At 32.0% G+C, this 24,327-nt stretch carries 17 protein-coding genes; 2 read left to right on the top strand and 15 right to left on the bottom strand.

Features of this window, described 5'->3' with window-relative positions:
* The first annotated feature begins 301 nt into the window (after positions 1-301).
* Positions 302-3,340 carry a chondroitinase-B domain-containing protein gene (locus tag EI427_RS20885; protein ID WP_126618621.1) on the top strand — a complete coding sequence of 1,013 codons (3,039 nt, stop codon included), beginning with the start codon at positions 302-304 and terminating at the stop codon, positions 3,338-3,340.
* A 382-nt stretch (positions 3,341-3,722) separates the two neighbouring features.
* Here the strand turns inward: EI427_RS20885 and EI427_RS20880 are convergent, their stop codons facing one another.
* From EI427_RS20880 to EI427_RS20845, 8 genes are all read right to left on the bottom strand, one after another.
* Entirely contained in the window at positions 3,723-4,127 is a 405-nt protein-coding gene (locus tag EI427_RS20880; protein WP_126618619.1) for a hypothetical protein, read from the bottom strand.
* A 55-nt stretch (positions 4,128-4,182) separates the two neighbouring features.
* Positions 4,183-6,489, bottom strand: coding sequence for an energy transducer TonB (locus tag EI427_RS20875; RefSeq protein WP_126618617.1), 2,307 nt, complete (start codon positions 6,487-6,489; stop codon positions 4,183-4,185).
* Between the two features lie 210 nt (positions 6,490-6,699).
* A complete protein-coding gene (locus EI427_RS20870; protein ID WP_205727987.1) occupies positions 6,700-6,945 on the bottom strand; it encodes a hypothetical protein in 246 nt (81 codons plus the stop codon).
* Positions 6,946-7,028: 83 nt separating this feature from the next.
* Complete coding sequence (locus EI427_RS20865; RefSeq protein ID WP_126618615.1) at positions 7,029-8,330, bottom strand: sensor histidine kinase; 1,302 nt, start codon at positions 8,328-8,330, stop codon at positions 7,029-7,031.
* Positions 8,317-9,723: a sigma-54-dependent transcriptional regulator gene (locus tag EI427_RS20860; protein ID WP_126618613.1), complete on the bottom strand. Its 1,407-nt coding sequence runs from the start codon at positions 9,721-9,723 to the stop codon at positions 8,317-8,319. Before EI427_RS20860 ends, EI427_RS20865 begins: the two co-directional genes overlap by 14 nt.
* 43 nt (positions 9,724-9,766) lie before the next feature.
* Positions 9,767-10,948 (bottom strand): ABC transporter permease, encoded by a 1,182-nt coding sequence (locus tag EI427_RS20855; protein WP_126618610.1) that lies wholly within the window; start codon positions 10,946-10,948, stop codon positions 9,767-9,769.
* Positions 10,945-12,183 (bottom strand): ABC transporter permease, encoded by a 1,239-nt coding sequence (locus EI427_RS20850; RefSeq protein ID WP_126618608.1) that lies wholly within the window; start codon positions 12,181-12,183, stop codon positions 10,945-10,947. Before EI427_RS20850 ends, EI427_RS20855 begins: the two co-directional genes overlap by 4 nt.
* Before the next feature lie 4 nt (positions 12,184-12,187).
* On the bottom strand, positions 12,188-12,880 hold the full coding sequence (locus EI427_RS20845) for an ABC transporter ATP-binding protein (RefSeq protein WP_126618606.1): 693 nt from the start codon (positions 12,878-12,880) through the stop codon (positions 12,188-12,190).
* A gap of 308 nt (positions 12,881-13,188) precedes the next feature.
* On the opposite strand from EI427_RS20845, the gene EI427_RS20840 reads away from it, so the two are divergent.
* A complete protein-coding gene (locus tag EI427_RS20840; RefSeq protein WP_126618604.1) occupies positions 13,189-13,506 on the top strand; it encodes a hypothetical protein in 318 nt (105 codons plus the stop codon).
* On the opposite strand, the gene EI427_RS20835 is transcribed toward EI427_RS20840, so the two are convergent.
* From EI427_RS20835 to EI427_RS20805, 7 genes are all read right to left on the bottom strand, one after another.
* The gene (locus tag EI427_RS20835) at positions 13,503-14,957 is read right to left on the bottom strand and encodes a TolC family protein (RefSeq protein WP_126618602.1); all 1,455 of its coding nucleotides are present in this window, start codon (positions 14,955-14,957) and stop codon (positions 13,503-13,505) included. The genes EI427_RS20840 and EI427_RS20835 overlap by 4 nt on opposite strands.
* Before the next feature lie 7 nt (positions 14,958-14,964).
* Complete coding sequence (locus tag EI427_RS20830; RefSeq protein ID WP_126618600.1) at positions 14,965-16,239, bottom strand: efflux RND transporter periplasmic adaptor subunit; 1,275 nt, start codon at positions 16,237-16,239, stop codon at positions 14,965-14,967.
* Between the two features lie 152 nt (positions 16,240-16,391).
* Positions 16,392-17,075, bottom strand: coding sequence for a LytR/AlgR family response regulator transcription factor (locus tag EI427_RS20825; RefSeq protein WP_205727986.1), 684 nt, complete (start codon positions 17,073-17,075; stop codon positions 16,392-16,394).
* Positions 17,072-18,193: a sensor histidine kinase gene (locus EI427_RS20820; RefSeq protein ID WP_126618596.1), complete on the bottom strand. Its 1,122-nt coding sequence runs from the start codon at positions 18,191-18,193 to the stop codon at positions 17,072-17,074. Before EI427_RS20820 ends, EI427_RS20825 begins: the two co-directional genes overlap by 4 nt.
* A gap of 221 nt (positions 18,194-18,414) precedes the next feature.
* Entirely contained in the window at positions 18,415-19,815 is a 1,401-nt protein-coding gene (locus tag EI427_RS20815; protein ID WP_126618594.1) for an efflux transporter outer membrane subunit, read from the bottom strand.
* A 4-nt stretch (positions 19,816-19,819) separates the two neighbouring features.
* The gene (locus EI427_RS20810; RefSeq protein WP_126618592.1) at positions 19,820-23,011 is read right to left on the bottom strand and encodes an efflux RND transporter permease subunit; all 3,192 of its coding nucleotides are present in this window, start codon (positions 23,009-23,011) and stop codon (positions 19,820-19,822) included.
* Positions 23,011-24,174 carry an efflux RND transporter periplasmic adaptor subunit gene (locus EI427_RS20805; protein WP_126618590.1) on the bottom strand — a complete coding sequence of 388 codons (1,164 nt, stop codon included), beginning with the start codon at positions 24,172-24,174 and terminating at the stop codon, positions 23,011-23,013. Before EI427_RS20805 ends, EI427_RS20810 begins: the two co-directional genes overlap by 1 nt.
* Positions 24,175-24,327 lie beyond the last annotated feature (153 nt).

The following is a 24,327-nucleotide window of genomic DNA, read 5'->3' as shown; positions in this document are numbered from 1 at the left end:
ATAAGTACGACCGACATATTAATGAGTCACCTTTACTTAAAGAGGTGGCTCATTTTTATTATAGAGTATTACAAAATTTAAAGGAGAGATGAAAAAGAAGAATTTGTATATAAAAATGGCACTTAATCGGAGAGTTTTTAATACTTATTTCAAACGGAAACAGCTTTTTATAAAAAAATCATTTTTAATGACATAACTGTTAGTCAATAAGTTGTATAGTAAAATTATAATTTTTAAATTGGATAACCAGAAATTGGTTAACCAAAAAAACAGGTATTATTTTTTTACAAACAACACAGTAATGATTAACAATTACGTTCTAAGAAATTTTTTATTTTTTTTTAGTATCGGCATACTATTGCCTTATCTAAATGCTTTTTCTGAGACATACACGGTTAGTTCTGATGAAGAATTTAGTGAACTTGTCTTAGTAGCTGGAGATGTAGTTATTTGGAAAGATGGCACATACTCAGATCAGAATATCCGCTTCACAGGGCAAGTGGGTACTGCAAGTAATCCTATTCTTGTAAAAGCAGAAACACCCGGTGGTGTAATTTTTACAGGAACTTCTAAAGTGAATTTCTTTGGTAGTTACCTTATTGTAGATGGTTTTTATTGGAAAGGTGGTGAAGGTGCCAGCGATCATATTGAGTTCAGAAGAAGTGGCTCAAATAGTGACTTTGGTACTAATTGTACAATGAGAAATTGTGCTTTTGATGACCTTTATACCGAAGCACCTGATAAAAGCCGATGGATTGTACTTCATGGCGAAAGCAATGTAGTAGAAAATTGTTCTTTTATTAATAAAAAGAGTGCAGGAGCATGTATTCTTGTAGAATTGTATTATTCGGAGGGTTTAAACCCTAATCATACTATCCGTAATAATTACTTCTATAATATTACTCCTAAAGATGATTTTACTACAAATTCAGGAGATTGTGAAGCCATTAGAATTGGTGTAAGTTCTTTCCAATCTGTTGAAGCAAATGTGGTTGTTGAAGGAAATTATTTTCAAGAAGCAGATGGAGAGAATGAGATTATCACTAATAAAAGTGCTAAGAATAAATTTCTTCGTAACACATTTAGAAATTGTAGAGGATCTTTGGTGTTAAGACATGGTGCGGGAGCACTTGTAGAAGGTAACTTCTTCTTAGGAGAAGGAAAAGAAAAATCTGGAGGTATTCGTGTTAGTGATAGAGACCATGTAATTATTAATAATTATATGGATGGACTAAACAACAGTAACGATGTCTGGAATAATGGGATTACACTTGTTGGAGGTGGAGCATCATCTGGTGGATCGAGTAGTGGGTACCAAAATGTAGACAATGTAATTATTGCTCATAATACAATTTATGCTGCAGACGATCCGATTTTCTTTAACGACAGAAGTTCATATGATCCTGTTGGTATCATTGCTTATAACCTTATTTACAGTGAAAATGGTGATATTGTTTCTGGTGATATTGATGGTACTGGTTCTGGAATGGAATACGAAGGGAATATCTTTGGCGGTTCTACAATTGGTATAACTGATGATGGTATTACGAGTGCAAATGTTGAATTTTCACTTGATGGAACAATTTATAAGCCTATTGCAAATAGTGTTATAGAAGATGCAGCAGGTAGTACTTACCAAGATATTGTAAACACAGATATTGATGGTTATACTCGTCCAAATGATAATTTAGACGTAGGTGCACACGAAGTAAATGGAGCTACAGGAAGCAAACTTTATGAACCAATTACAGATAGCCAAGTAGGCGGAGAAGTAGGTGCTTGTTTTTTAAATGCTGAAGGCATACAATTAGCAGCATGTGGAGCTGTAGGAGATTATTTAATCATTTCGAATATTGGATCTTTATCTGCAGATGGAGAAACAGTAACAGCTGCAATCTCTTCTAACCTTGATTGGACTATAGAAGAAGAACTTGATTGGGTTACTATTACCCCACTTTCTGGTACAGGTAACGGAACTGTAGAAATTACAGTAAGTGCACATACAGCTACCGAAGAAAGAATGGGTAGTATTGTGCTTAAAGGAACAGATCTTGAGGACAAAACAATCATTCTTACACAAGATGGATATGTTGCACCTATTCATGTAACGGGTATTAGTGTTTCACCAGAAACTTCTTTACTTGTTGTAGATGGTGAGATACTATTAAACACGACAATTTTACCAGAAGATGCGACAAATACAACATTAACTTATAGCAGTAGTAATACAGATGTTATTACTGTTAGTGAGATGGGTGTTGCAATGGCAATAGCACAAGGAACTGCAATAATTACAGTTACTTCAGAAGATGGAGGTTTTACAGCTACCACAGAAATTGAAGTTATAGCTACCTCTACAGGGGATAACATTGCTTTAAATAAAACAATTATTGCGACTTCTGATGATGCCGATGGCGAAAATTTAGCAGCTAATCTTATAGATGGAGATTTAGATTCAAGATGGTCTATATCTGGTTATCCTCAATCTATAACAATAGATTTAGGCAGTGAATTTGATTTGGAAAGTTCTGAACTCATTTGCCATAAAGATAGAGATTATCAATTTACTTTAGAAGTTTCTTCGAGTGAGGATGGGCCTTTTGTTCAAGTGGTAGATCAGACGGAAAATACTCAAGCAGGAACAGAAGAAGTTCCAATTATTAATCAGCTTGAAGATGTATCTGCAAGGTATGTTAAGATTACAGTAACAGGAGCAGCTTCTTATACAGGATCTTGGATTAGTTTACAAGAATTAAGAATATTTGGAACTGAGCCAGGTACTGAGGAAGAAGAAGAATCTGGAGAAGAAACTACTATTATTTCTGTAACAGGAGTTACGTTAACACCAGAAACATCATCATTTGAAGAAGGTAGTGAACTACAATTGACAGCAGAAGTATTACCATTAAATGCAGATGATAAATCAATTTCATATAGTTCTAGTGATCCTACAATTGCAACAGTAAACGCTTCAGGTTTGGTTACGGCATTAAGTGCAGGAACAGTAACAATTACTGTTACTACAGCAGATGGTTCTTTAACAGATAAATCTGAACTTACTGTAACAAATAAGTTATTAACTAGTAATGGGTTATCTCTAGAAGATGAGCTTAATTATGTACTATATCCTAACCCTGTAAAAGACTTATTCTATATAAAAGGGTTAGTAAATAGCGGACAAATAGAGATTTTTAATAGTATTGGTGAAAGAGTTTTGAATACAAATTTCACAAATCAAAAAACAGTTTCTATTGATGTGAAAAGTTTAAATTCAGGCATTTATTTTGTCCGTATTTTAGATGGAAAAACGTTTAATGTAAAAAAGATTATACTAGAGTAATCTCAGTATAATTAACTTTTGATCTACCTTTCTATACAAGCATTTAAATAAAAATACCTGTTTTAACGATCTTGCTTGAATAGAAAGGGAGTATAATCTGAACGCTGTCTCGTTTTGATTCAGAGTTTATTTTTTTCTCAGTTCATAATTAAGTTTCTTTTTTCAAGAAGAACAACTTTTATGATACATTTTAAAAGTGATATTTCATTCTTAACAAGGGTGACGACGAAGGAGTCAATTTATCACCCCTTTTTAAAAATGAAATATCACTTTTTTTTGTGTAAAAAAGTGTTTTTATGATTAAAGATCGATGGGCATTCTTTCACCAAATTTTATTTTTAATTGCTGAACTGTCTGTACCCAATTATATCTGAAATCCTTTTTACTTTTTTGAATCATAAGAAAGATTTTCACAAAGAATAAATCCTTCATTCTCTGACAAAAGTGACTGTAAACTATCCCCTTGATTCAAATACTTTGTATCTAAATCTGGTGTTGATTTATTGAAATCTAAAGAAAGCAATGGGCCATTAGACGTCCAATTACCTTTTATTGTTTCTGTTTGAAGACAAGCCGTCATTTTATAAACAAATGAATTGTTTTGATATAATATCAGTTGATGAGATCCCAGCCAGAATGATTCTTTACAATACTCTTTTACTATTTTATCTGTTTGGGTTTTACTTGTAATAAAAAGTAAAATACTACACAATATTACAAACAAAACCATTACACCAAAAAAACTCTCTTTCACCTTGTAAATACTTGTCACTGTTCTTCTTCTCATAACATAAAGAATTCTTAATCAGAATAAACGAATATGGTAAAATGGAAAACTTAATTTAATTAGAAGGAATTGGCTTCCTTCTTAATGCTTCCCAGTTTGTTTGTCGTATGGTATGTAAATATACTGTTAGTTCTCCTTGCTCCATGACTTCAGCATAAAAATCTGGTAATTCCTTTTTTAAAGAAAGTAAAAAATTCTTATACCACAATTGATATTTTTCTTGATGGAGTTCTGCAATAGCTTTTGTATATTTTTTAGCGAGAACCGATTTGGTTACACTAACTTCAAAAGTAGTTGCATTGATCAATTTCACTTTTAAAGTCACATCGTCTTGAAAAGCTTTATAGTAATCGTTCCCTCCAAACTTTTTTCTATTTGAAAGATATATTTCCTTTTTTATCGCAGATTCAATAATGGTATGAAAAAACGCGTAGAAAACCATATTTTTGCTTTTTTCTACGTCATCTCCGGTGAAGTCTATATCAAAAAAACCTTCATTTTGAATGTGTGAAAACCCAGGAGCTGAATAATCGGAATGATCACTAGTCTCATAACTTACCCTGTTATAATCTTGTACTAAATTCGTTTTAAAAAGAAATTGATGTCCTATCTTCTTTGGATCTAAATTATCTTCTATATATAACCAATGATCAAACTTTTTTCCTTTTCTTACCAAACCTATAAATGTAGCTTTCTGTTCTTTGTCATAAAAATAAGCTAAACCATTTCCTTTCTTAACTAGAGAAACTCCATCCTCATCTATTAAACTTACAATCTTATAATTATCTCTTCTTAAATATTCTCTATAAATAGTAGACTCTTTGTAATTTAAATTTGTTGTTAGCGGAAGAAACTCCCTAGAATTATAACTTTCTTCATCATATTTAGCATAGTCAATCTCCATTTTTAAACCTCCATCTTCATAGAAACATTTCCATTTCTCTACTTTTCGTAATTGTTTATCATGATTAACACCTACATACGAACCCTTTTCTGATATATTTCCATTCTCATGATATTTAACTACACTAGTAAAAAGTGGATATATTCTACTTTTAGGATAAGTTACTTCTTCTTTAAGAAGGCCATTCTGATCATATGTGCTCCATTTTCCCACCTTGTTACCTTCAAAAAACTGTCCTGTAAGGGTAAGGTAATTATTTTCATTATACTCCGCATAAATTCCATTTTTTTTAATTCCTCTTTTATCTAATGAATAAAAAGAAGTATGAATTTGATTTGAATTTATAAATCGTATTTCAGTAAAATATTCTCCATTTTTTTTAGTAATAAGTTTAGTATAAACGGATTCACTTTTATTTTCTATTATTTTTTGTTTTTCATTCAGAAAGTACGTTTTATTTATAACAAAAGGATTTTTTTTCTTCCATTCAGTTGGAGCCCAAAAAGTCACTTTATATCTACTCTTACTTACTTCTATTTTTCCTTTATTCTTATAAGGTATCCAAGGCTTTTTATATGATTTAAGTACTCGAATAGCCTCTTCAACAAATACTACATCTGTTGCTGCAATTGCTTTTACATTTGAAATACTACCATCAATTTCAACTGTAAATTCCAAAAAAACTTCACCCCCTAATTTGTTTTTTAAAGCCTCTTCTGGATAAATTATTCTTTCTTGTAACTTTTTTGATAATGTAATCCCTAGAGGGTTTAGTTCTGGTCTAGCAAATTGAATTCTACAGTCATTATAATTGTATTCATTCCCCTCATTATCCCAACTAGTTCCGGAAGTGATTTTATTTCGATCCCATTTTTCTTCAAAAGCTAATTTACCATCTTTTGTATATCCTTCCCATTTCCCTTGTCGAGTTGCATCTACATATTTTCCCATTTCTTTTATTTGATCACTATTCTCCCAATAAGAAACGAATTTTCCATTTCCATTTTTTATGATCTTTTCTCCATCTTTCGAATTATATGTATACACTTTTTCTCGTCGTGAAGAATAGTATTTTATTGATTTCAATTTATTTTTGGGGTACCATTCTTGCCATTTCTCTTTCTTTACATTCCCATATTTAGAAGAGTATTCATATTTACCTTTCTGCTTCAAGTCTCCACTAGGGTACCATTCTTTATAAAGGCCAAAGAAAAATTCACCTTTTAAATCAAAAGAGTAATATTCAACAACGGGGAAGTTCGTTTTTATATTTATCACTTTTTGAAAGTAAAGATTTTTTTCATTGCTAAAAACCACTTCCTTTTTAAATTGAGCATTTAGAGTATCTTTTGTTATTGAAAAATGATGGTCTAAATACTGGGTATTTGTTTGTGCCTTTAACTGAAAAGAAGCCGAAATAAGGAAATATAAAATTGAAAGTATAGTAAAAAATTTCATCACATGTAGTTTGTTTGCTTTACTATTCAAAGATATTGTTTTCTTAAAGATTAAAAAATTGAAATTCAATTTTGATAAAAATGAGTAGGTACTGTCATTTTACAAAAAAAAGCATTGTGCTTCTACAAAACGGTTTTAATATAAACCTTGTAGCAACACAATGCTTTGATAAATGAACCTGAAATCGTTTTATCAACTATTTATTGATGCTTAAGCACCCATAGTTCTACTTTCTCCCTCTTCAGGTAAATGAATATTTCGCTTTGTTTTATCAGATGCTTTTTTAGGCCCTTCATATCTTTTCAACCAGTTGTCAAACAAAATAAGATGGTCAAATCTAGTAGGGAAATAAACACCATAATATGGATGTACTTTATTTCTTAATACAGGCAAAACAATCCCTTTTTTGTTCCATTGCCATGCACTATTGAGTCCTTGAACATCATGGAGTGCCAAAATGAAGTCTGGAGTATTAGGGTATAATTTTATTCAGAAATGATATTTGTACCTTATTTAGTCTGCAGAATTTACCATTTAGTTTACAAAGAAATTTCAAAAGTAGCGCCCTCTTTTAAGCCGCTAAAGAGTCTAAAGTCCCAATCGTGTTTAATCAAAATATCTCTACAAAGCATTAACCCAATACCTTGGCCTGTGGGTTTACTACTGTAAAATGGAGTGAATATTTTTTCTTGGGCTTCTTTTGAAATTATAGGGCCAGAGTTCCAAATAGATAATTTATTTGACTCCTCATTATAAGAGATTTCCAATGTACGGTCTGTTTGATCTACCTCTAAAAGTGCCTCTTTAGCATTCTTAAAAATATTGATAAAAAGCTGTTCTAATAAACTTTTATCGGCAAGTACGAGTAATTCATTCGGTAACTTATTAAGTATTTTAATATGGTTATCATTAAAATCTGTATGGTAGATTTCTAAAAGATCTTGAAGAATTTTCACCAAGTTCACATTCTCCAAATTAGGCTCAGGTATTTTTACTACAGAAGCAAAATTTTTCATAAATTCAGCCATTGCAGAGTTTCTACTTTTAACAATACTCAAAGCCTCTAAGTAATCCGTTTTTAATTCTTGGTCTGCAGGAGAAAATAACTTTAAAGTATCTAGATAGGAGTTCATTGCACCAACAGAATTATTCACTTCGTGGCTCATCATTCTAATTACTTTACTATAGGCTTGTTTTTCCTTTTTAATATCATCTAAATACAGGTCTTGTACAATAATAAATTGCTGTTGGAAACCTTGAAATATAAAGGAAGATTTCTGACAACGGTACCTGCGTCCACCAGAAAGTTGAATATCTTTAACTTGATTTAATGCAAGTTGATTGATCTCTGAAAGTAGAGGGTTTTCTATCTCAGTAAAGGTTTTTCCTTTAATTGAATTAAACTCTAATTCTAATATTTGCAGAATTATTGGGTTAGATTGAATAACCTTTTGATCATAATCTAGTACTAATATGCCATGAGGAGTAGCCTTTAATAGATGCTCTAAAAAGTAGCTTTGCTCTCTTTGTTCTACCCTTTCTTTATGAAGTTGGTTTACCATCTTATTAAAAACGACTACCAATTTATTTACAACCGGGTGAGGAGTTGGTAATAACCTAGATTGGAAATCTTTATTGGCTAACAAATTAATTGCATTACCAAGCTCTTTTAGGGGTTTACTGACAAAGAAATACAAGCGTAACAACCATAAAGAAGTAATTACAGAAACTACCTCAGCAATAATAAATAAAGTAGGGTGTTCTAAACGTATTGGATAGGTAATGCCTAAAAGTGTACCTATAATGAGTAGGGCTAATAAACTATTTTCAATCTTGAGCATCTGTAATATTATATTTTTCTACTTTTCTGTACAAGGCATTTCTAGAGATACCCAATTGTTTTGCAGATGGAGCAATTTTAAAACGGTTATCATTTAAAGCATTTTTAATCATAATGATTTCCATTTCCTCTAAAGTCATTCCGTTTGGTACTATTTCTTCCTTTATTTCATCATTTTGAAATGCATGAATATTTGTAGGGTTATTTTCAAAATCATTGATTTCTAAAACATCATTCGTCGTCATTAAAACCGAACTTTCTACCCAGTTTTTCAACTCTCTAATATTCCCTTTTAACGGTTGCTTCTGTAACCATTTTAATGTTTCTGGAGCAAAAGATTTCCCCGTAATACCATAAGATGTTTCAAGCAGTTTAAGAAAATGATCAGCAAGTAAAGGAATATCTCCTTTTCTTTCTCTTAACGGAGGTAATACAACAGTAATTAAGTTGATTCTAAAAAACAGATCTTCCCTAAATTTATTTTCTCGAACTAAATCAGGTAGTATTTTATTTGTAGCAGAAATTACTCTAAAATCTGCCGATTGTGTTTTAGAAGTACCGAGTGGTTCAAATTTACGTTCTTGTAATACTCTTAATAATTTCACTTGAGAGGATAAATCCAATTCTCCCATTTCATCTAAAAATATACTCCCTTTATCAGCAATGCTAAAACGCCCTTCTCTGTCTGTATGTGCTCCTGTAAAAGAACCTTTTTTATGGCCAAACATTTCAGATTCGAACAAAGATTGAGAGATGCCACCAAGATTTACCTTTACAAACTCATGGTCTGTTCTTGGGCTGTTATTGTGTACTGCTTCTGCAATTAACTCTTTACCCGTCCCACTTTCTCCCATTATTAAAATTGGTGCGTTGGTTTTTGCTACCCTTCCCACCGTTTCTAAAACTTTTAAAAGTTGAGGATCCTGACCAATGATATTAGAGATGTCGTATTCTTGTTCTAACTTCTTTCTTGAAGGGGACTTTTCTGGCAATTGTACCTTTCTACTGTTCTTTTTTACAGTTATAGCATCTTTTATGCATTTTAAAAGGTGGTCGTTCTCCCAAGGCTTATTGATAAAATCAGATGCCCCGAGTTTCATGCCTTCTATAGCCAATTGCATATTTCCCCATCCAGTAAATAAAACGACAGGTAATTCTGGATAGGCTTTTTTAATTTTTTGCAAAGCAGTAAGTCCTTCATCACCTGTTGTTTCTACCTTAAAATTCATGTCGAGTAGAACACAAGAGAATTTAAATTCAGACAATAAAGCAATTCCCTCTTTTGGGTTAGCTGCCAATAATGGCTTAAAGCCGTTCATCTTTAAGAATAAACCTATTGATTTTCTTACAGCTTCGTCATCGTCAATAATTAGAATATAAGGAATACTAGACATGTAGTTTGAATTGGATTATTTATTGATCATTTATATATACTTCCTATAACTCATGTAGTGCTTCTAAGGGAGTTATTTTAGTCGCTAATTTACTAGGGTAATACCCACAAGCAATAGTTATTAAAAGTACGAAGCCTAAAGATAATAAAGCTCCCATAAAATACTCTGTGTTACTAAAATTAAATGCACCTAATATCGGAAATTGAATGGCGATACTACTCCCTAAAAAGATTCCGATAATAAAAAGAAGAAGTACTTCTGAGAATATTTGTTTAAAAATATCTTGAGTAGAAGCACCCATTGCTCTACGAATACCAATTTCTCCTTTGCGTTTATTTATATTATACCATAATACACCATAAAGACCCAAAGCAATATTGATCACTAAGAATAGGGCAACAAATGCCATCAAAAATAAGGGAAGTATTTCACTCTTATTTTTATTGTCTCTCATACTATCAAGATAATCAATACTTATTTTTAATCTAGGGTTAGCTTTTTCAATTAAAGAAACTATTTCAGCTTCGCTCTTTCTAGGGTCATCTATAGTTTTTATAGCTAACCGTGAACAAGAATTAGTAGGCTTATCAACAATAACCATAACATCTTTTTGATCTTCAAAATCACTTTGATGGTTATAGTAATCTACAATACCATAAATTTTATATCTAGTTTCACCATCAATAATTTCATTATCTGGAGTGATATATTTGCTGATTTTATCATACAATTGCTTATTTACAATGACACTCTTTCTTTTATCATTATGTGTAAGTTGGTCTTTTGTCACCTTTCCTCCCTCTATATAATGTAGATCTAATAAATCTACTGCATTAGGAGTTAAGTATTGAACAGTGTATCCTTGATTAATTCCGCTATCAAGTTCTAAATTATTAATATTCCAACTACTAGAATAGGGGTGAGAGTAATCTATTTCAGAAAATTTTAAAACATTACTATGAGATTTAATATTACTTTTAATTGTGGTATAAATCTCTTTTAAGTTCTCTGTTTCTTTTTCGTTATCTAGTAAGTAATCCTTCTCTAAATAAACAATCATTACATTATTTGTATCTGTACCAGTTACATGAGATGCATTGATAAATTTATTATATAATGAAGAAAATAAAAGGAACAAAATAACAAATGAAAAACTAATTTCTAAGACCATTAATATGTTCTTGTTTTTTCTTGCCCAAAGCAATTTTAATGAATGAAAAATCATTGTTTATCAGCTTTTAAAGATGAAATAATATCGAATTTTGAAATTTTTAAGGCAGGGTAAAAACCTGATAGTAAACTAAATAGTAGTGTACAGGTCAAGCCATAAACTAATAGTATACCATTTATTTCGAGTGTTTCATTTTGTCCCATCCAAGAAAAATAATTCACTAAAAAGATACATAAAGAAGCAAGTATAAAACCAATAATTCCACCAATTAGAGTTGTTACTAAATTCTCTATTAATAATTGTTTTAATAGGTCTATAGATGATGCTCCAAAAGCCTTTCTAATCCCAATTTCAGAAGAACGTTCTGCAACTCTTGTAATGTTCAAATTGATTAAACTAAGTGCAGGAATACCTAAACAAATCAAAGCAACGATAAACACATACACATAATACATTTTTGGATCTTCTACGTCTAGCATTTGATAAAATAACCAACCTTTTTCAGTTAATGCTTTAGCTGTTATTTCACTTTCATTTTTAGAGGCATCCAATGGTAAAGTTGCTATAATCTGATTAAATTCATCAACACCCATTTGTAAGTCATCTTTATTGTCAAATAACATACATACAGTTACCCCACCCATAAAGGTGTGCCATTCATGATTTACAGGAGTATTGATATCAATTGGCGTATAAATGTCTGCATAAACTTCACTTCTAAGTTTATTTTCTTGTTTTACAATGCCAACAACTTCATAGAAATCTGAATAGGTTTTTACTTTTTTCCCAATAGGGTTTTCTTCACCAAAAAGATCTTCAGCAAGTTGATCAGTAAGTAAAATTACTTTTTTATACTGGGTGATATCCTCTTCAATAAATCCTCTTCCTTTTACAATATCTAATGGAAAAATTGTTGTAAACCGATGATCAATATTTTTTCTTTCTATCTTTCTTCCAAGATCTTCATAATACAAATTACCAACTCCATCGTTCTCATAAAGAGCAATCTCTTTAGGAATAGTCATATTAGAGATATAGTCTTTATAAACAATGTAATGGAAAGAACTGCTAGACCATCCATTATCTTTTGTTCTGATAACTTTAAGATCCTTGGCTATTAATACATTATCAATATTTTTATAGGCACCATTATTACCGTAAGAAGTTTCTAAAATAGAACCAATAAATAGAACTACCATAATAGTAATACTTATGCCAAATAGAATAATAAAAGAGAAGAATGGATTCTTTAATAAAGAGTGCCATGCAAGTTTTAAATAAGTCTTCATAACACTAAACAGTTTCTAATTTATTTTGGGACTGTACAGATACCTGACGTCCATCAAATACTCTAATAATACGATCTGTTAATTTGGCTTGTTGCTCATCGTGGGTAACCATGATAATTGTAGCTCCTTCTTCATTTAATTTTAAGAGCATCTGCATTACTTCATCGCCCATAACAGAATCTAAATTACCAGTAGGTTCATCGGCAAAAATAATAGAAGGGTTACCCACTATTGCTCTTGCAATGGCTACTCTTTGACGCTGTCCTCCAGAAAGTTGAGAAGGTTTATGTTCCATTCTATGTGTTAAGCCAACTTTCTCTAAAGCATCTTCCACACGTTGTTTCGTTTCTTTAGAAGATACTTTACGGTAGAGTAGAGGCATTGCAACATTATCTCTAACGCTTAAATCATTAATCAAATGGAAAGATTGGAAAACAAAACCAAGATGTTCATTTCTAAATTTTGCTAATTGCTTGTCTTTCAGGGCAAGCGGGTTATTGCCATCAATAGTAATACTACCTTCACTTGGTAAATCTAATAACCCCATAATACTTAGGAGTGTAGATTTTCCGCATCCCGAAGGACCCATAATAGAAATAAATTCACCTTTTTCTATTGTGAGAGAGATGTTTTCTAATGCCCAAGTTTCTATGGCATCTGTTTTAAATACTTTACTGATGTTTTGTAATGTGATCATTTTTTTCGTTTTTATTATTTTGACACTAGTAGAAAACGATTTGTGAATTTGAAAAGAGTGAGTAGTTTTCCTTCCTTACAAAGTTCATTATTACTATTGAAAAAAACATACTTTTAATTGTAATATATTGAATATCAATAACTTGTGTTTGTATTTAGGTTAAATTATAAAAGAATTTTTGCTTCAATTTTTCACAAAGTGTTCCGTTTTGTAGCAGTTTCTACAAAGGCTCTATTTGCAAGGACTTAAATGAAACAGATTAAATGCTTATATTTCTATTCTAAAAATGGATGAATTAATTAGAAATTATGAATAAAGATTTTGAGGAAACTGAAGCTGCTATTTTACGTTTAAATGCCGCTCAATTTTATGATTACAGCCAAACAACCAAGCTCTTTACCGAGAAAAAGGAAGTACGTATAATCAAAAATACGACTGTAGTAAAAGAGGCCGAAGCAGAGACTTATACGCTATTATTTAAGAATGCTGCGTCTAAAAATTATTATCTGGAGCAGGTAAAACGTATTACTCCAATAGACCAACAAAATTGGAAAAGTTCTATGGATTTATCTGGTCTTATCATTAAAGAAGACAAAGATAATGAAGAAGTAAATACCGATAACTAGTTAATTGAGTACCTGATGTTTGTCTCTTTTTCAAAATCATAAAGTGTAATTGTTCTCAATTGAAAGTAGCTTAACCAATATGATTTTAATGTATTAAGATAGGCATTTTTAGCCTGATCTTTTTCATCTGTAGACCATACTAATTCTCGAATACTAAGGTCTCCTAACTCATAGCGTTGCAATGCAATGGAGTACTTTTTCTGAGCCACTTCATCGGCTCTTTTGATAAACTTTACCTGTTTAGCCATAGTCTCTAATTGTTCAGATGCATTAATTACTTCTCTATGAAAATCTAACTTGTCTTGGGCAATTTGATTCTGCGTTAATTTATAATTTTGATTGGCAGAATGGATTTTTGCTTTTGCACGTCCCCAGTCTAAAATTGGAACAGCTAATGTTACATTTACACGTTGGGATTGTATTGTATTTTGATAGGCACTTCCAATATGTTCTGACTGATTACTCACCCCAAAAGCAACATCTATATTTGCTTGAAACCTATTTTCTCTCTTTGCCTGTGCAATTAAACGTTGCCCATCAACTAATTTTTTATGGAAAGTGATAAAATCTTTTCTGTTACCCTGTGCTTTGTTCCAAGCTATCTGAGTATCTACATTTTCAAGCTGAAATTCTGACGGAACAATCAAGGTAATATTATCTTCTACACTAACATCAATTTGTAAGTAATTGATTAATGTTCTCATGGAAGATCTATAATTTAGAACGGCACTAGCGTAAGTTTGTTCAGCAGATATAACATTCAATTCTATCTGTAATACTTCACTTTCACTGGCCTTACCAAGTAATAGCTTTTCTTTTGTAATACGTTCAATTTTTTTATTATCGTCAACATTTTGCTGAGCTATACTTGCATTCCATTGTGCAGAAAGTACCTCAAAATAATATTGTGTAGCTTGTACAGCAATAAATTCCATGTCTTCTGTAAACTGCTTTTCTGCTTCTTGAAGTTGAAGAGGAGCAAGTTTTTTATTCCACTTTAGTGCATTGTATTTAAAAATTGGCTGTGTATAACCAATGTATAAAGGTTGTGCTTGGTATTGGTGAAATGAGTTCTGAAAATCGTCGTACCTATTTAGTTGACTGCCCACAAAAAATGCTCCTCCCGTTGCGGCAATTTGTTGTGTTAAATTTAATTGCATGCTAACGTTATTTTGCTCCACAGGTTGATAGATTATTCCACCATCTGGCTGCGTAATAGGATTGTAATTTTTACTGTAAGAGGCAGGGCTACCTTTCAACTCCAATTGTGGTTTAAGTTCGGTTGTAAAGGCTTTAAAATCTGCTCTTTGTATTTCTAATCTTTGGTTAGCAATCTGCACATAATTAGAATTAAGTTGTGCTAAATCTATGGTTTGTTTTAATGTTAAAACCTTTTGTGCAAAAGTGCAATTTACAAGAAGTACTAGAAATAATAGTATCGAAGCTTTCATGATTAGTCTATTTAATGTCAACAAAAGAAGCGTTATCAAATTTATTTGTAGGAGAGGTAATTATAGAATCACCTTCTTGTAATACAGAAGTAATTTCTACCCATTTAGTGTTTCTAAACCCAGTTTTTACACTTACTTTTTTAGCTTGATTACCATTAATTACAAAAATCTCTTCAACTAATTTTCCTTTAAATGCACCTCTATTATAAACCCTAAGTGTGTTTTTGTGTTGCTCTTTAATAATTTGTAAATCCATCACCATTTCTGGTCTTAAATCTTTCAAATCTTCATCTTCATTAAGCGTAACATATAATGTTATCATTCCATTTTTAGACGATGGAGAAATACTACTAACTGTACCGTTATATTCACCCTTAGACGTTCTTCCAACTACATCCATTCCCACAGAAAGCACCGATACGTATTGTTCAGAAACCTTACCTTTTATTCTAAAATGATCCATGTTTGCTACTCTAGCCAGTACTTCACCTTCTGTAACAGAAGCTCCAACTTTATCATTTATATAAGTGATAACGCCATCAATACCTGCTTTTGCGGTAGCCTTTTCTAATTTTCTTTCCTGTTCTTTTATATTTTTCAGCTGAATAGAAAGTGCATATTCTAACGTAATTATTTCTTGTTTTATAAATTGCTCCCTGATTTTTAAATCATGCTGTAATTGGTCTTGTTTAAGCGCTTCAATAGCCAATTGTGTTTTTGCTAATTGCACTTTTTCTTCGGTAGAACCACCAATAGAAAGTAGCTTTTCTTCTCCTTTTAAAGCTTCTTTTTTACTCTCTAATTGAAGAGAATTAATTTCTACTTCTTTCTTTAAATTGAATAATTCTTTAGAGAGACGTAGTTTGGTTTTATTGATTTCAGCACGTTTAATTTCAGCTTCATCAATTAAAGATGCAAGCCTATATTCTGCAGCGGCAATATTGATTGATAATAACGATTGTGTACTTTTTACCTCTTGACCAATACTTGTTGAGGTAGCTTCTATAAAAGAAGCGAATGGGGAGGTGATCGCTTTTTGAATTGTAGGTTCTACTTGTCCAGAACCAGTAATAGTTAAAGCTACATTGCCTTTTTCGACAACACCTATAAGAATATCATTTTTATCAATTGATGTTGTGAGGTATTTATTAAGAAATAGAACAGCACACACCACTACTAAAAGGATGACAGTTCCTTTACTGTATTTACGAAGTTTTTTCTTTTTTAATTCTTCTTGAGAAATTACTTTATCCATAATTGAAAGATGATTTATTTGATTCATCTTTTATATAGAAAAAAGTAAACCTAAAGAGGTTAAGATATTGATAGTAAGTAGATTACGTGTTGGTTAGGCAATGATTCTTTACAATGAAATTGTAAGAATAAACAACAAAGTGCCCCGTTATGGAGCACTATTTTTGATTATGTTTAAAACTATATATGTAGTTTTTCAATAACTTCTTTCTTGTATTTTTGTCCTACAGGAACCTGATTTTCAAGTAACATCAAATAGTTTCCTTCCATTAATTCTATATGGTCTGTATTTACTAAAAAGGATTTATGCACCCGTATAAAAGGGTATTTTTCAGTTAGCATTTCATCAAAAAATGAGAGCTTTTGATGGGAAACTAACACCTTGTCTTTTTGATGTAACTTGATGTAATTACCACAAGCTTCAATATATAATACATCTTTAATGTTTACGCCCACAAGTTTCTTATCAACTTTAATAAAAAACCTATCCATTTTATCCTCCTCTTTTATTTCGTCTTTTTTTAGATCAATCTTATTGACAGCAGACAAAAACCTAGGGAAACTAAATGGCTTTAATAAATAATCGATCACATTAAGTTCAAAACCTTCTACGGCATATTGTTGGTATGCAGAAGTAACAATTACATTGGGCTTATTGGTAAGGGTTCTTAGCATTTCAAAGCCATTCATTTTTGGCATATTAATATCTAAGAAGATAAGATCTACAGTATTGTTTTGTAGTAAATCAAGTGCTTCGAAGGCATCGTAGGCATTCCCCGTTTTTTCTAAGAAAGGTGTCTTTTCACAATAACTTTCTATTATTCTATGTGCTATAGGTTCGTCGTCTATTATTATATATTTCATGATAATTGTAAAGTTAAGTTCGCTTTGTAAATATCAACACTAACTTCTTCGGAATACGTATATTTGTTTGGGTAAATAAGCTCTAAACGTTGTTTAAGGTTATCTAAACCAATACCTTTTTGGTGTGTATCTATCAATACTTTGTCATAATTGTTCTCGATAGAGAAATTAATACAACCATCTTCTTCTGTAATTTCTATAAAGATAAACGCATTTTCTACTAAAGTTTCTACACCATGTTTAAAAGCATTTTCTAAGAGGATAATGAAGAGTAATGGAGCTATTTTATAATCTGAAATAATAGAATTGATAAAATGTATTTGCACGTTTTTTTGGTACCTAATTCGATGTAATTCAATGTAGTTTTCTAAGTATTTGATTTCATCTTGAATGGGTACAACATCTTCTTTACCTTCATAAATAGTATACCGCATCATATCGCTTAAAAGTAAAACAACTTCTGGTGCTTTATCAGATTTTTCTACAGTAAGACCGTACAAATTATTAAGTGTGTTAAAGAAAAAGTGAGGGTTAATCTGACTTTTTAATAACTGTAGTTCGGCTTGCGATTTTTCACTTTTTAAAGACTTTACCCATTTCCACTGTTCGTATACCCAGAGTACAATTAAACAAGGTATGGTCAGTGCAAGAAGTTCAAAAGAGTCTTCGTTACTTGCACTATTATAATTTGGTTGAAACCTTATATAAGAAAAATAAAGTAGTACGAGCCCATAAACGGGTAAAAAGAAGTATTTGTATTTATTGAAGAATTTAGGGAGCAGAGCAGCAACAACTAAAACCCAAAATGTAATTAATAAACCAATTGTTATTGGATTGTCTTCCATGTTGGTGTTTTCATCATATACTAGAGTGAAAACAAAGAAAGAAAACAACCCTAATAGCTTTAAGAAAAGTGGTTTTTGCTTCTTTAAATAATGGAAATTATGTGCAATCGTCGCTCCAGCAAGACTCCAGCCACAGAATACTAAGAGTACTTCACCAACATCATTTACAGGTATAATAAGAATGTCGAGTGCATAAATTATAAAGAATACAAGTGTCATTACAGCAGTTCCAATACCTAAAGAAGTGCCATACTTTAATAGTTTATTTTTCATACTTCAAAACTATAGTCTAGAAGAAAGTTTACCAATTTTTTTATTTGAACACCTGTTTTTTAGTGATGAACAATTGAATTGAATTCTAAATTTAAACTACGGGCTACAATAATTCTAATTTGACGTTAAATTAGAATGCTATAATTATAAAAAACCATCCTCACAAAATGAAGATGGTTTACTATCCTATTTAAACTTAATTAATCTACTACTACTAGCTATTATTTTTCTTCTTTATTTTTCCATCCTCCACCTAGTGATTTATACAGTTGGATATATGATTTCAGAATATTTGATTTTACAGTGATATAATTTAGTTCTGCGTCGAAAGCAGTTCTTTGTTGCTCAAGGTATTCTAAATAAGAAGTAACACCTTTGTCGTACCTTTCTTTAGAAAGATATTCAGCACTTCTAGCTGCTGTTACATGTTTTTGCCTAGCCAACTCTTCTTCACTATAATATTGGATAGAGGCCAAAGCATCTTCTACTTCTTTAAAACTTTGTCTCACATCCTTTTCATAGTTTAAAATGGATGTTTCGAGACGAGCTTTCTCTACTTCAATTTTTCTTTTATTTTTGCCCCATTCGAAAAGTGGACCAACAATACCTGCTCCTATGTTCCATGCACCTTGCGTTAGGTTGGCAGAAGAAAGAGCAGCAGAAGCTACACCACCTGAACCCGTTATACTTATAGATGGAAAACGATTGGCAATGGCCGCACCTACTTGAGCATTTTGAGTAATTATAGCTTCTTCAGATTGCATTACATCGGGTCTTCTTTTTAGTAAGTCAGAAGGAATACCTGATGGAATTGCTTGTGGTACTACCTGCTCGGTTAAGGAAAGCCCCGTTACTACCGCACGTGGGTTTTCGCCTAATAAGATACTTAAAGTATTTTCAGCTAATACAATTCCTCTTTTATAAACGGGCACTGCACTTTCTGCAATAGCTTGTTGAATTTGTGCTTGATTGAGATCAATTTCTGGAATTGCTCCTCTCTCAAACCGAGCATCCATCATTACCATAGAACTATCTCTAGATGCTAAAGTTCTTTCTGCAACTTGCAAACTGGCCTGATTTTCCAATAGCTCTATATAAAACTCAGAAACACTAGCAACTAAAGTAATTTGAGCGGCATGTAATCCATAAACGGAACTCATATAATCTGCTTTTGCAGCTTCAGATAATCGTTTGTTTTTACCCCAAAGATCAATTTCCCAGTTAAGGTTACTGCCTCCAAAATATACACCTTGCTGGTCTCCAACATTCATATTATTAAAGTTGCCGTATTGGTAATTTCCACTGTAATCAAGCATTGGCCTTGCGTTAACTCTTTGAATACGGTACAATTTTTCTGCTTCAATAATTCTTTGCATGGCAATTTTCACATCTTGATTATTACGCAATGCCGTTGCAATTAAAGTGTCTAAAATTGGGTCTTGAATCAGCATCGACCAATCCATCATTGTATCAATTTCAGTAGTGATTACTGTATCTGTTCCAAATCTATATTCTAAAGGGGTATCCACTACAGGAGCTTCATAATCTTTTCCCATTTTACAACTACTCAAGACGCTGACCATCAAAAAGAATGTTGCAATATTTATTTGTATCTTTTTCATTTTCTTAGTCTATTAATTCGTCTTCTAAAGCTTCCTGTTCATCTATTAATTTCTGTTTTTCTCTTTTCTCTTCGTACTTACCAATCTTACCAATAAACACGAACAACATTGGGTACAAGAAAACACCTAACAGCGTTGCTACTGTCATGCCTCCAATTAATGTAATACCCATTACTTTTCTTGCTTCGGCACCTGCACCAGAAGCGAGAATTAATGGTAAAACACCAAGAATAAAGGCAAAAGAAGTCATAAGAATTGGACGGAATCTAAGTTTGGCAGCTTCTATTGCGGCATCAAAAAGTGATAACCCTTCTTTAAATTTAATTTCTGCATATTCTACAATCAGAATAGCATTTTTAGCGGCCATTGCAATTAACATGACCAGAGAAATTTGTGCGAAAATGTTGTTTACATAGCTAGGATTTATCATTCTTGCAATCCAAAGGAACAAGAAAGCACCTAACATAGCGAATGGAGTACCTAGTAAAATACTGAAAGGCAACGACCAAGACTCGTACTGTGCTGCTAAAATTAAGAACACAAAGAACAACGAAAAAGCGAATATGCCATACACTGCACCAGATGCTTTAGCTTCTTGAAACGACATACCATTCCAAGTATACGTCATTGTATCTGGTAAGACTTCATCTGCTACTTCTTCTAAAGCTGTCATAGCATCTTTAGAGCTGTACCCTTCTGCATGAGTACCTTTTACCTCTACGGCACGCATTAAATTAAAACGCTGCGTATACTCAGGGCCATACCTTTTTTCTACTGTAACTAATGTAGACAGTGCTACTTTATCACCATTTTCAGTAGAAACATAATATAGATCTAATTGCTTTTCATCAACTCTATATTCTGGTTCTGCTTGTATATACGCTCTGTATAAACGACCAAATCTATTAAAATCATTCACATAAGAACCGCCCAAAAAGGCTCCAAATGTAGTATAAATATCATCTAGATTTACCCCTAATTTTAATGCTTTATCTTTATTTATATTGATATATCTTTGCGGAACATCTGCATTAAAAGTAGTAAATGCCATGCTTATTTCTGGTCTATCATTAGCAGCTTTAATAAACTCTTGAGAATGTTTTGCTAATTCTTGAGGAGATATACCAGCTTTATCTTGTAACATGAGACTAAAACCAGCACCGTTACCTAAACCAGGAATGGCAGGAGGTCCGAAAGCAAATATTTTAGCATCAGGAATTTCTTCATTAAACTTTTTATTTAAAGCATGGATCAACTCATTTGCTGTCATATCTCTATCATCCCAATCTTTTAATTTTATAAAAGCAAAACCAGAATTTGAGGCATTACTTCTTGTCAATAGTGAATAACCATTATTTACTGTAATTGCTTCTGCAGCAGGTTGTTCTAAAACAATTGCTTCCACCTTTTCCATTACCTTAACTGTACGTCTTAAAGAAGCCGCATTAGGTAATTGCGTATTGATATAAATATATCCTTGATCTTCTTCTGGAATAAATCCACTTGGAATACTTACACCAAAAATTCCTGCACCAATTGCAGTTCCTATAATTACTAAGCCACTAATCATAAGTTTTCTAGCGGTTACTTTTGTTAACCCTATATATTTGTTTGTGCTCTTATCAAATGCAGTATTGAATTTTCTGAAGAAACCTCCCAAAGGTCCTTTTACAGGTTGATGTTCTTTTAAAAGCAATGAACATAATGCAGGAGAAAGAGAAAGTGCGTTAATTCCAGAAAATAGAATTGATATGGCCAACGTAATGGCAAATTGTTGATATAAACTACCACTAATTCCTGACATACCTACTACAGGAACAAAAACACCTGCCAATACCAATGTTGTTGCAATAATTGGTGCTGTTACTTCTTTCATGGCTTTGTTTGTTGCTCTTCTAGGGCTATATCCTTTTTCAATATAAACCTGTACAGCATCTACCACAACAATGGCATCATCTACTACTAAACCAATAGCCAATACTAATCCTAAAAGAGAAAGTACATTAATACTAAACCCTAAAATTGGGAATAACATAAATGAAGAAATCAAGGATACAGGTATTGCTAAAATTGGAATTAAAGTAGCTCTCCAATCTTGGATAAAAACAAAGACAACGAAAACGACTAAAATTAAAGCAATAATAAGCGTTTCTATAATTTCATGAACACCAGCAGTAATGGCTTTAGTAGAGTCTAATGATATAAAATACGCCATATCTTCAGGGAAATCTTTTGAAACATCTTTCATTGTTTCCATCACCTGTTTTTGTAAATCTACAGCATTAGAGCCAGGCAATTGATACACTGAAATAGCTACACATTGTTTGCCATTTAACCTTGTAACATTGTCATAAGTTTCAACCCCTAATTCAACATCGGCTACGTCTTTTAACTTTACCTGCGAACCATCAGTATTTGTTCTGATAATTATATTTTCAAATTCTTCGTGCTTCTCTAAACGGTCTGGAAGCATAACCGTATATGTAAATTCTGTTCCTTCTGGAGATGGTTCGCCACCAAATTTACCACCAGGGGCAATGAGGTTTTGATTTTCAATGGCATTTTTTATTTCTGGAACTGTAATATTCATTTTTGCTAAGAGATCTGGTTTTACCCAAATTCGCATAGAATAATTATAAGCACCAAAAACATTTACTCTACCAACACCTTTTAAACGAGCAATTTTATCTTTTATATTGATCAAAACATAGTTGCCAAGAAACTTCTGATCGTAGGTTTCATTTGGAGAATAAATGGACACCAATTCCATAATACTTGGCATCGATTTTTGTGTTGTAACCCCTTGTCGTTTTACATCTTCAGGTAATTTAGCACTGGCCGTAGATACCTTATTTTGTGTAAAAACAGTACTCATATCTGGATCAGAACCAACGTCAAAAGTAGTTTCAATAACCAATTTCCCGTCATTAGCACTAGTAGATTTCATGTAAATCATGTTCTCTACACCATTAATTTCTTGTTCTAAAGGTGTAGCAACAGATTCTTCTACATTCAATGCACTTGCACCTGTATAAGTTGCTCTAACTTCTACAACAGGAGGGGTAATATTTGGATATTGTTCGATGGGTAAATCTATAATAGCAACCGCACCTACAACTGTTGTAATAATAGCAATTACTATGGCTACAATGGGTCTTTTTACAAAGAAGTTTGAATTTTGAGATGACTTGTTCATTATTTTCTAGCGATTTTTGATGAGAATTCAACTATTTCTGGATGTACTGCTAAACCTTCTTTTACTTTTTGTAAGCCTTCAAAAACAACCTGATCATCTGGTTTTAAACCACTATCAACAACCCAATAATCTTTATAAGTAGTCCCTAATTCTACACTACGTCTCTCTACCTTATTTTCTCTGTTTACTACATAAACAAAATATTCACCCTGAAATTCTGTAACACATCTTTGTGGGATGATCATTCCATTTTCAACAACATCAATTACAGATTTAACCTTGGCAAACTGACCTGGTCTTAGTATTTCATAAGGATTAGGGAAAGTTGCTTGTACTAAAATTGAACCTGTTTTTTCATCAATATTTCTGTTGATAAAGTCAATTTTACCTTTCAATTTATAAACCGTATTGTCAGAGAAAATTAACTCTAGGCCTTCACTTGTTAATTGCGTTTCTTGATCAATTCCTGTTCTAATTTCTTTTTGAGCTGCAAAGCGAGCAAACTTTAGGTAATCATTTTCATTAATAAAAAACCTAACATTTACAGAGTCAATTTTAGATACAACATCTAATATTACTGGGTTAGGATCTTTACCTACAAATTCACCAACTTTTGCTTTGGTTCTACCAATCACACCGTTAATTGGAGAACTTATATAAGTATACCCTAAATTTATTTCTGCTAAGTGTAAACTAGCTTTTGCGGCATTTACTACAGATTCAGCAGCCCCTTTCGCTTCGATAGCTTCGTCTAAATCTGCCTGAGAAACTGCATTAATCTCTGCCAATGGCTGAATTCTTCCCAGATCATTGTTTGCTTTTACAAGTCCAACTTTTGCTTCTGCAAGTTCTCCTTTTCGTATTGCTACTGTTGCCAAATATTCTTCAGAATCTATTTTGTATAATTTTTGTCCTTTCTTAACATGACTTCCTTCTACAAAATAAATTCCGTCTAGATATCCTTCTACTCTTGCTCTAATAGGAATGTCTTGCGTTCCATAAACTTGGCCTACATATTCTTTTTCTATTGGTATATCTCTAATTTTAACTTGAGTAACGGGTATATCTACTATTTTAGTTTTTATCTTTTTTGTTGAATGGTTACAACTTATTGTACCTATAAATAATACGCTTAATAGAGTTAAAGTGATGAATCTTTTCATAATGAATTCTAAGTTTAAATAGAGGATATATTTGTCCTACTGATGTTAAATGACATTACAAAAGTCTCTATTAATAAATTTTTAAGAGTGTAAAAAAAACTTGAGTTGTGGTAAAAAAAACTTTATTTTGAAATTATTGAAATGTTAAACCTA

This window comes from Flammeovirga pectinis, from assembly GCF_003970675.1.
Classification (GTDB): domain Bacteria; phylum Bacteroidota; class Bacteroidia; order Cytophagales; family Flammeovirgaceae; genus Flammeovirga; species Flammeovirga pectinis.
The sequence above is the reverse complement of the archived record's forward strand: the minus strand, read 5'-3'. Positions and strand labels throughout refer to the sequence as shown.

Coding starts and splice junctions, on each gene's coding strand:
- EI427_RS20830 (WP_126618600.1), bottom strand. CDS start 16,239: ATGAATCAAATAAATCATCTTTCAATTATGGATAAAGTAATTTCTCAA.
- EI427_RS20875 (WP_126618617.1), bottom strand. CDS start 6,489: ATGAAATTTTTTACTATACTTTCAATTTTATATTTCCTTATTTCGGCT.
- EI427_RS20805 (WP_126618590.1), bottom strand. CDS start 24,174: ATGAAAAGATTCATCACTTTAACTCTATTAAGCGTATTATTTATAGGT.
- EI427_RS20860 (WP_126618613.1), bottom strand. CDS start 9,723: ATGTCTAGTATTCCTTATATTCTAATTATTGACGATGACGAAGCTGTA.
- EI427_RS20845 (WP_126618606.1), bottom strand. CDS start 12,880: ATGATCACATTACAAAACATCAGTAAAGTATTTAAAACAGATGCCATA.
- EI427_RS20865 (WP_126618615.1), bottom strand. CDS start 8,330: ATGCTCAAGATTGAAAATAGTTTATTAGCCCTACTCATTATAGGTACA.
- EI427_RS20820 (WP_126618596.1), bottom strand. CDS start 18,193: ATGAAAAATAAACTATTAAAGTATGGCACTTCTTTAGGTATTGGAACT.
- EI427_RS20885 (WP_126618621.1), top strand. CDS start 302: ATGATTAACAATTACGTTCTAAGAAATTTTTTATTTTTTTTTAGTATC.
- EI427_RS20840 (WP_126618604.1), top strand. CDS start 13,189: ATGAATAAAGATTTTGAGGAAACTGAAGCTGCTATTTTACGTTTAAAT.
- EI427_RS20850 (WP_126618608.1), bottom strand. CDS start 12,183: ATGAAGACTTATTTAAAACTTGCATGGCACTCTTTATTAAAGAATCCA.
- EI427_RS20815 (WP_126618594.1), bottom strand. CDS start 19,815: ATGAAAAAGATACAAATAAATATTGCAACATTCTTTTTGATGGTCAGC.
- EI427_RS20880 (WP_126618619.1), bottom strand. CDS start 4,127: ATGAGAAGAAGAACAGTGACAAGTATTTACAAGGTGAAAGAGAGTTTT.
- EI427_RS20825 (WP_205727986.1), bottom strand. CDS start 17,075: ATGAAATATATAATAATAGACGACGAACCTATAGCACATAGAATAATA.
- EI427_RS20855 (WP_126618610.1), bottom strand. CDS start 10,948: ATGATTTTTCATTCATTAAAATTGCTTTGGGCAAGAAAAAACAAGAAC.
- EI427_RS20835 (WP_126618602.1), bottom strand. CDS start 14,957: ATGAAAGCTTCGATACTATTATTTCTAGTACTTCTTGTAAATTGCACT.
- EI427_RS20810 (WP_126618592.1), bottom strand. CDS start 23,011: ATGAACAAGTCATCTCAAAATTCAAACTTCTTTGTAAAAAGACCCATT.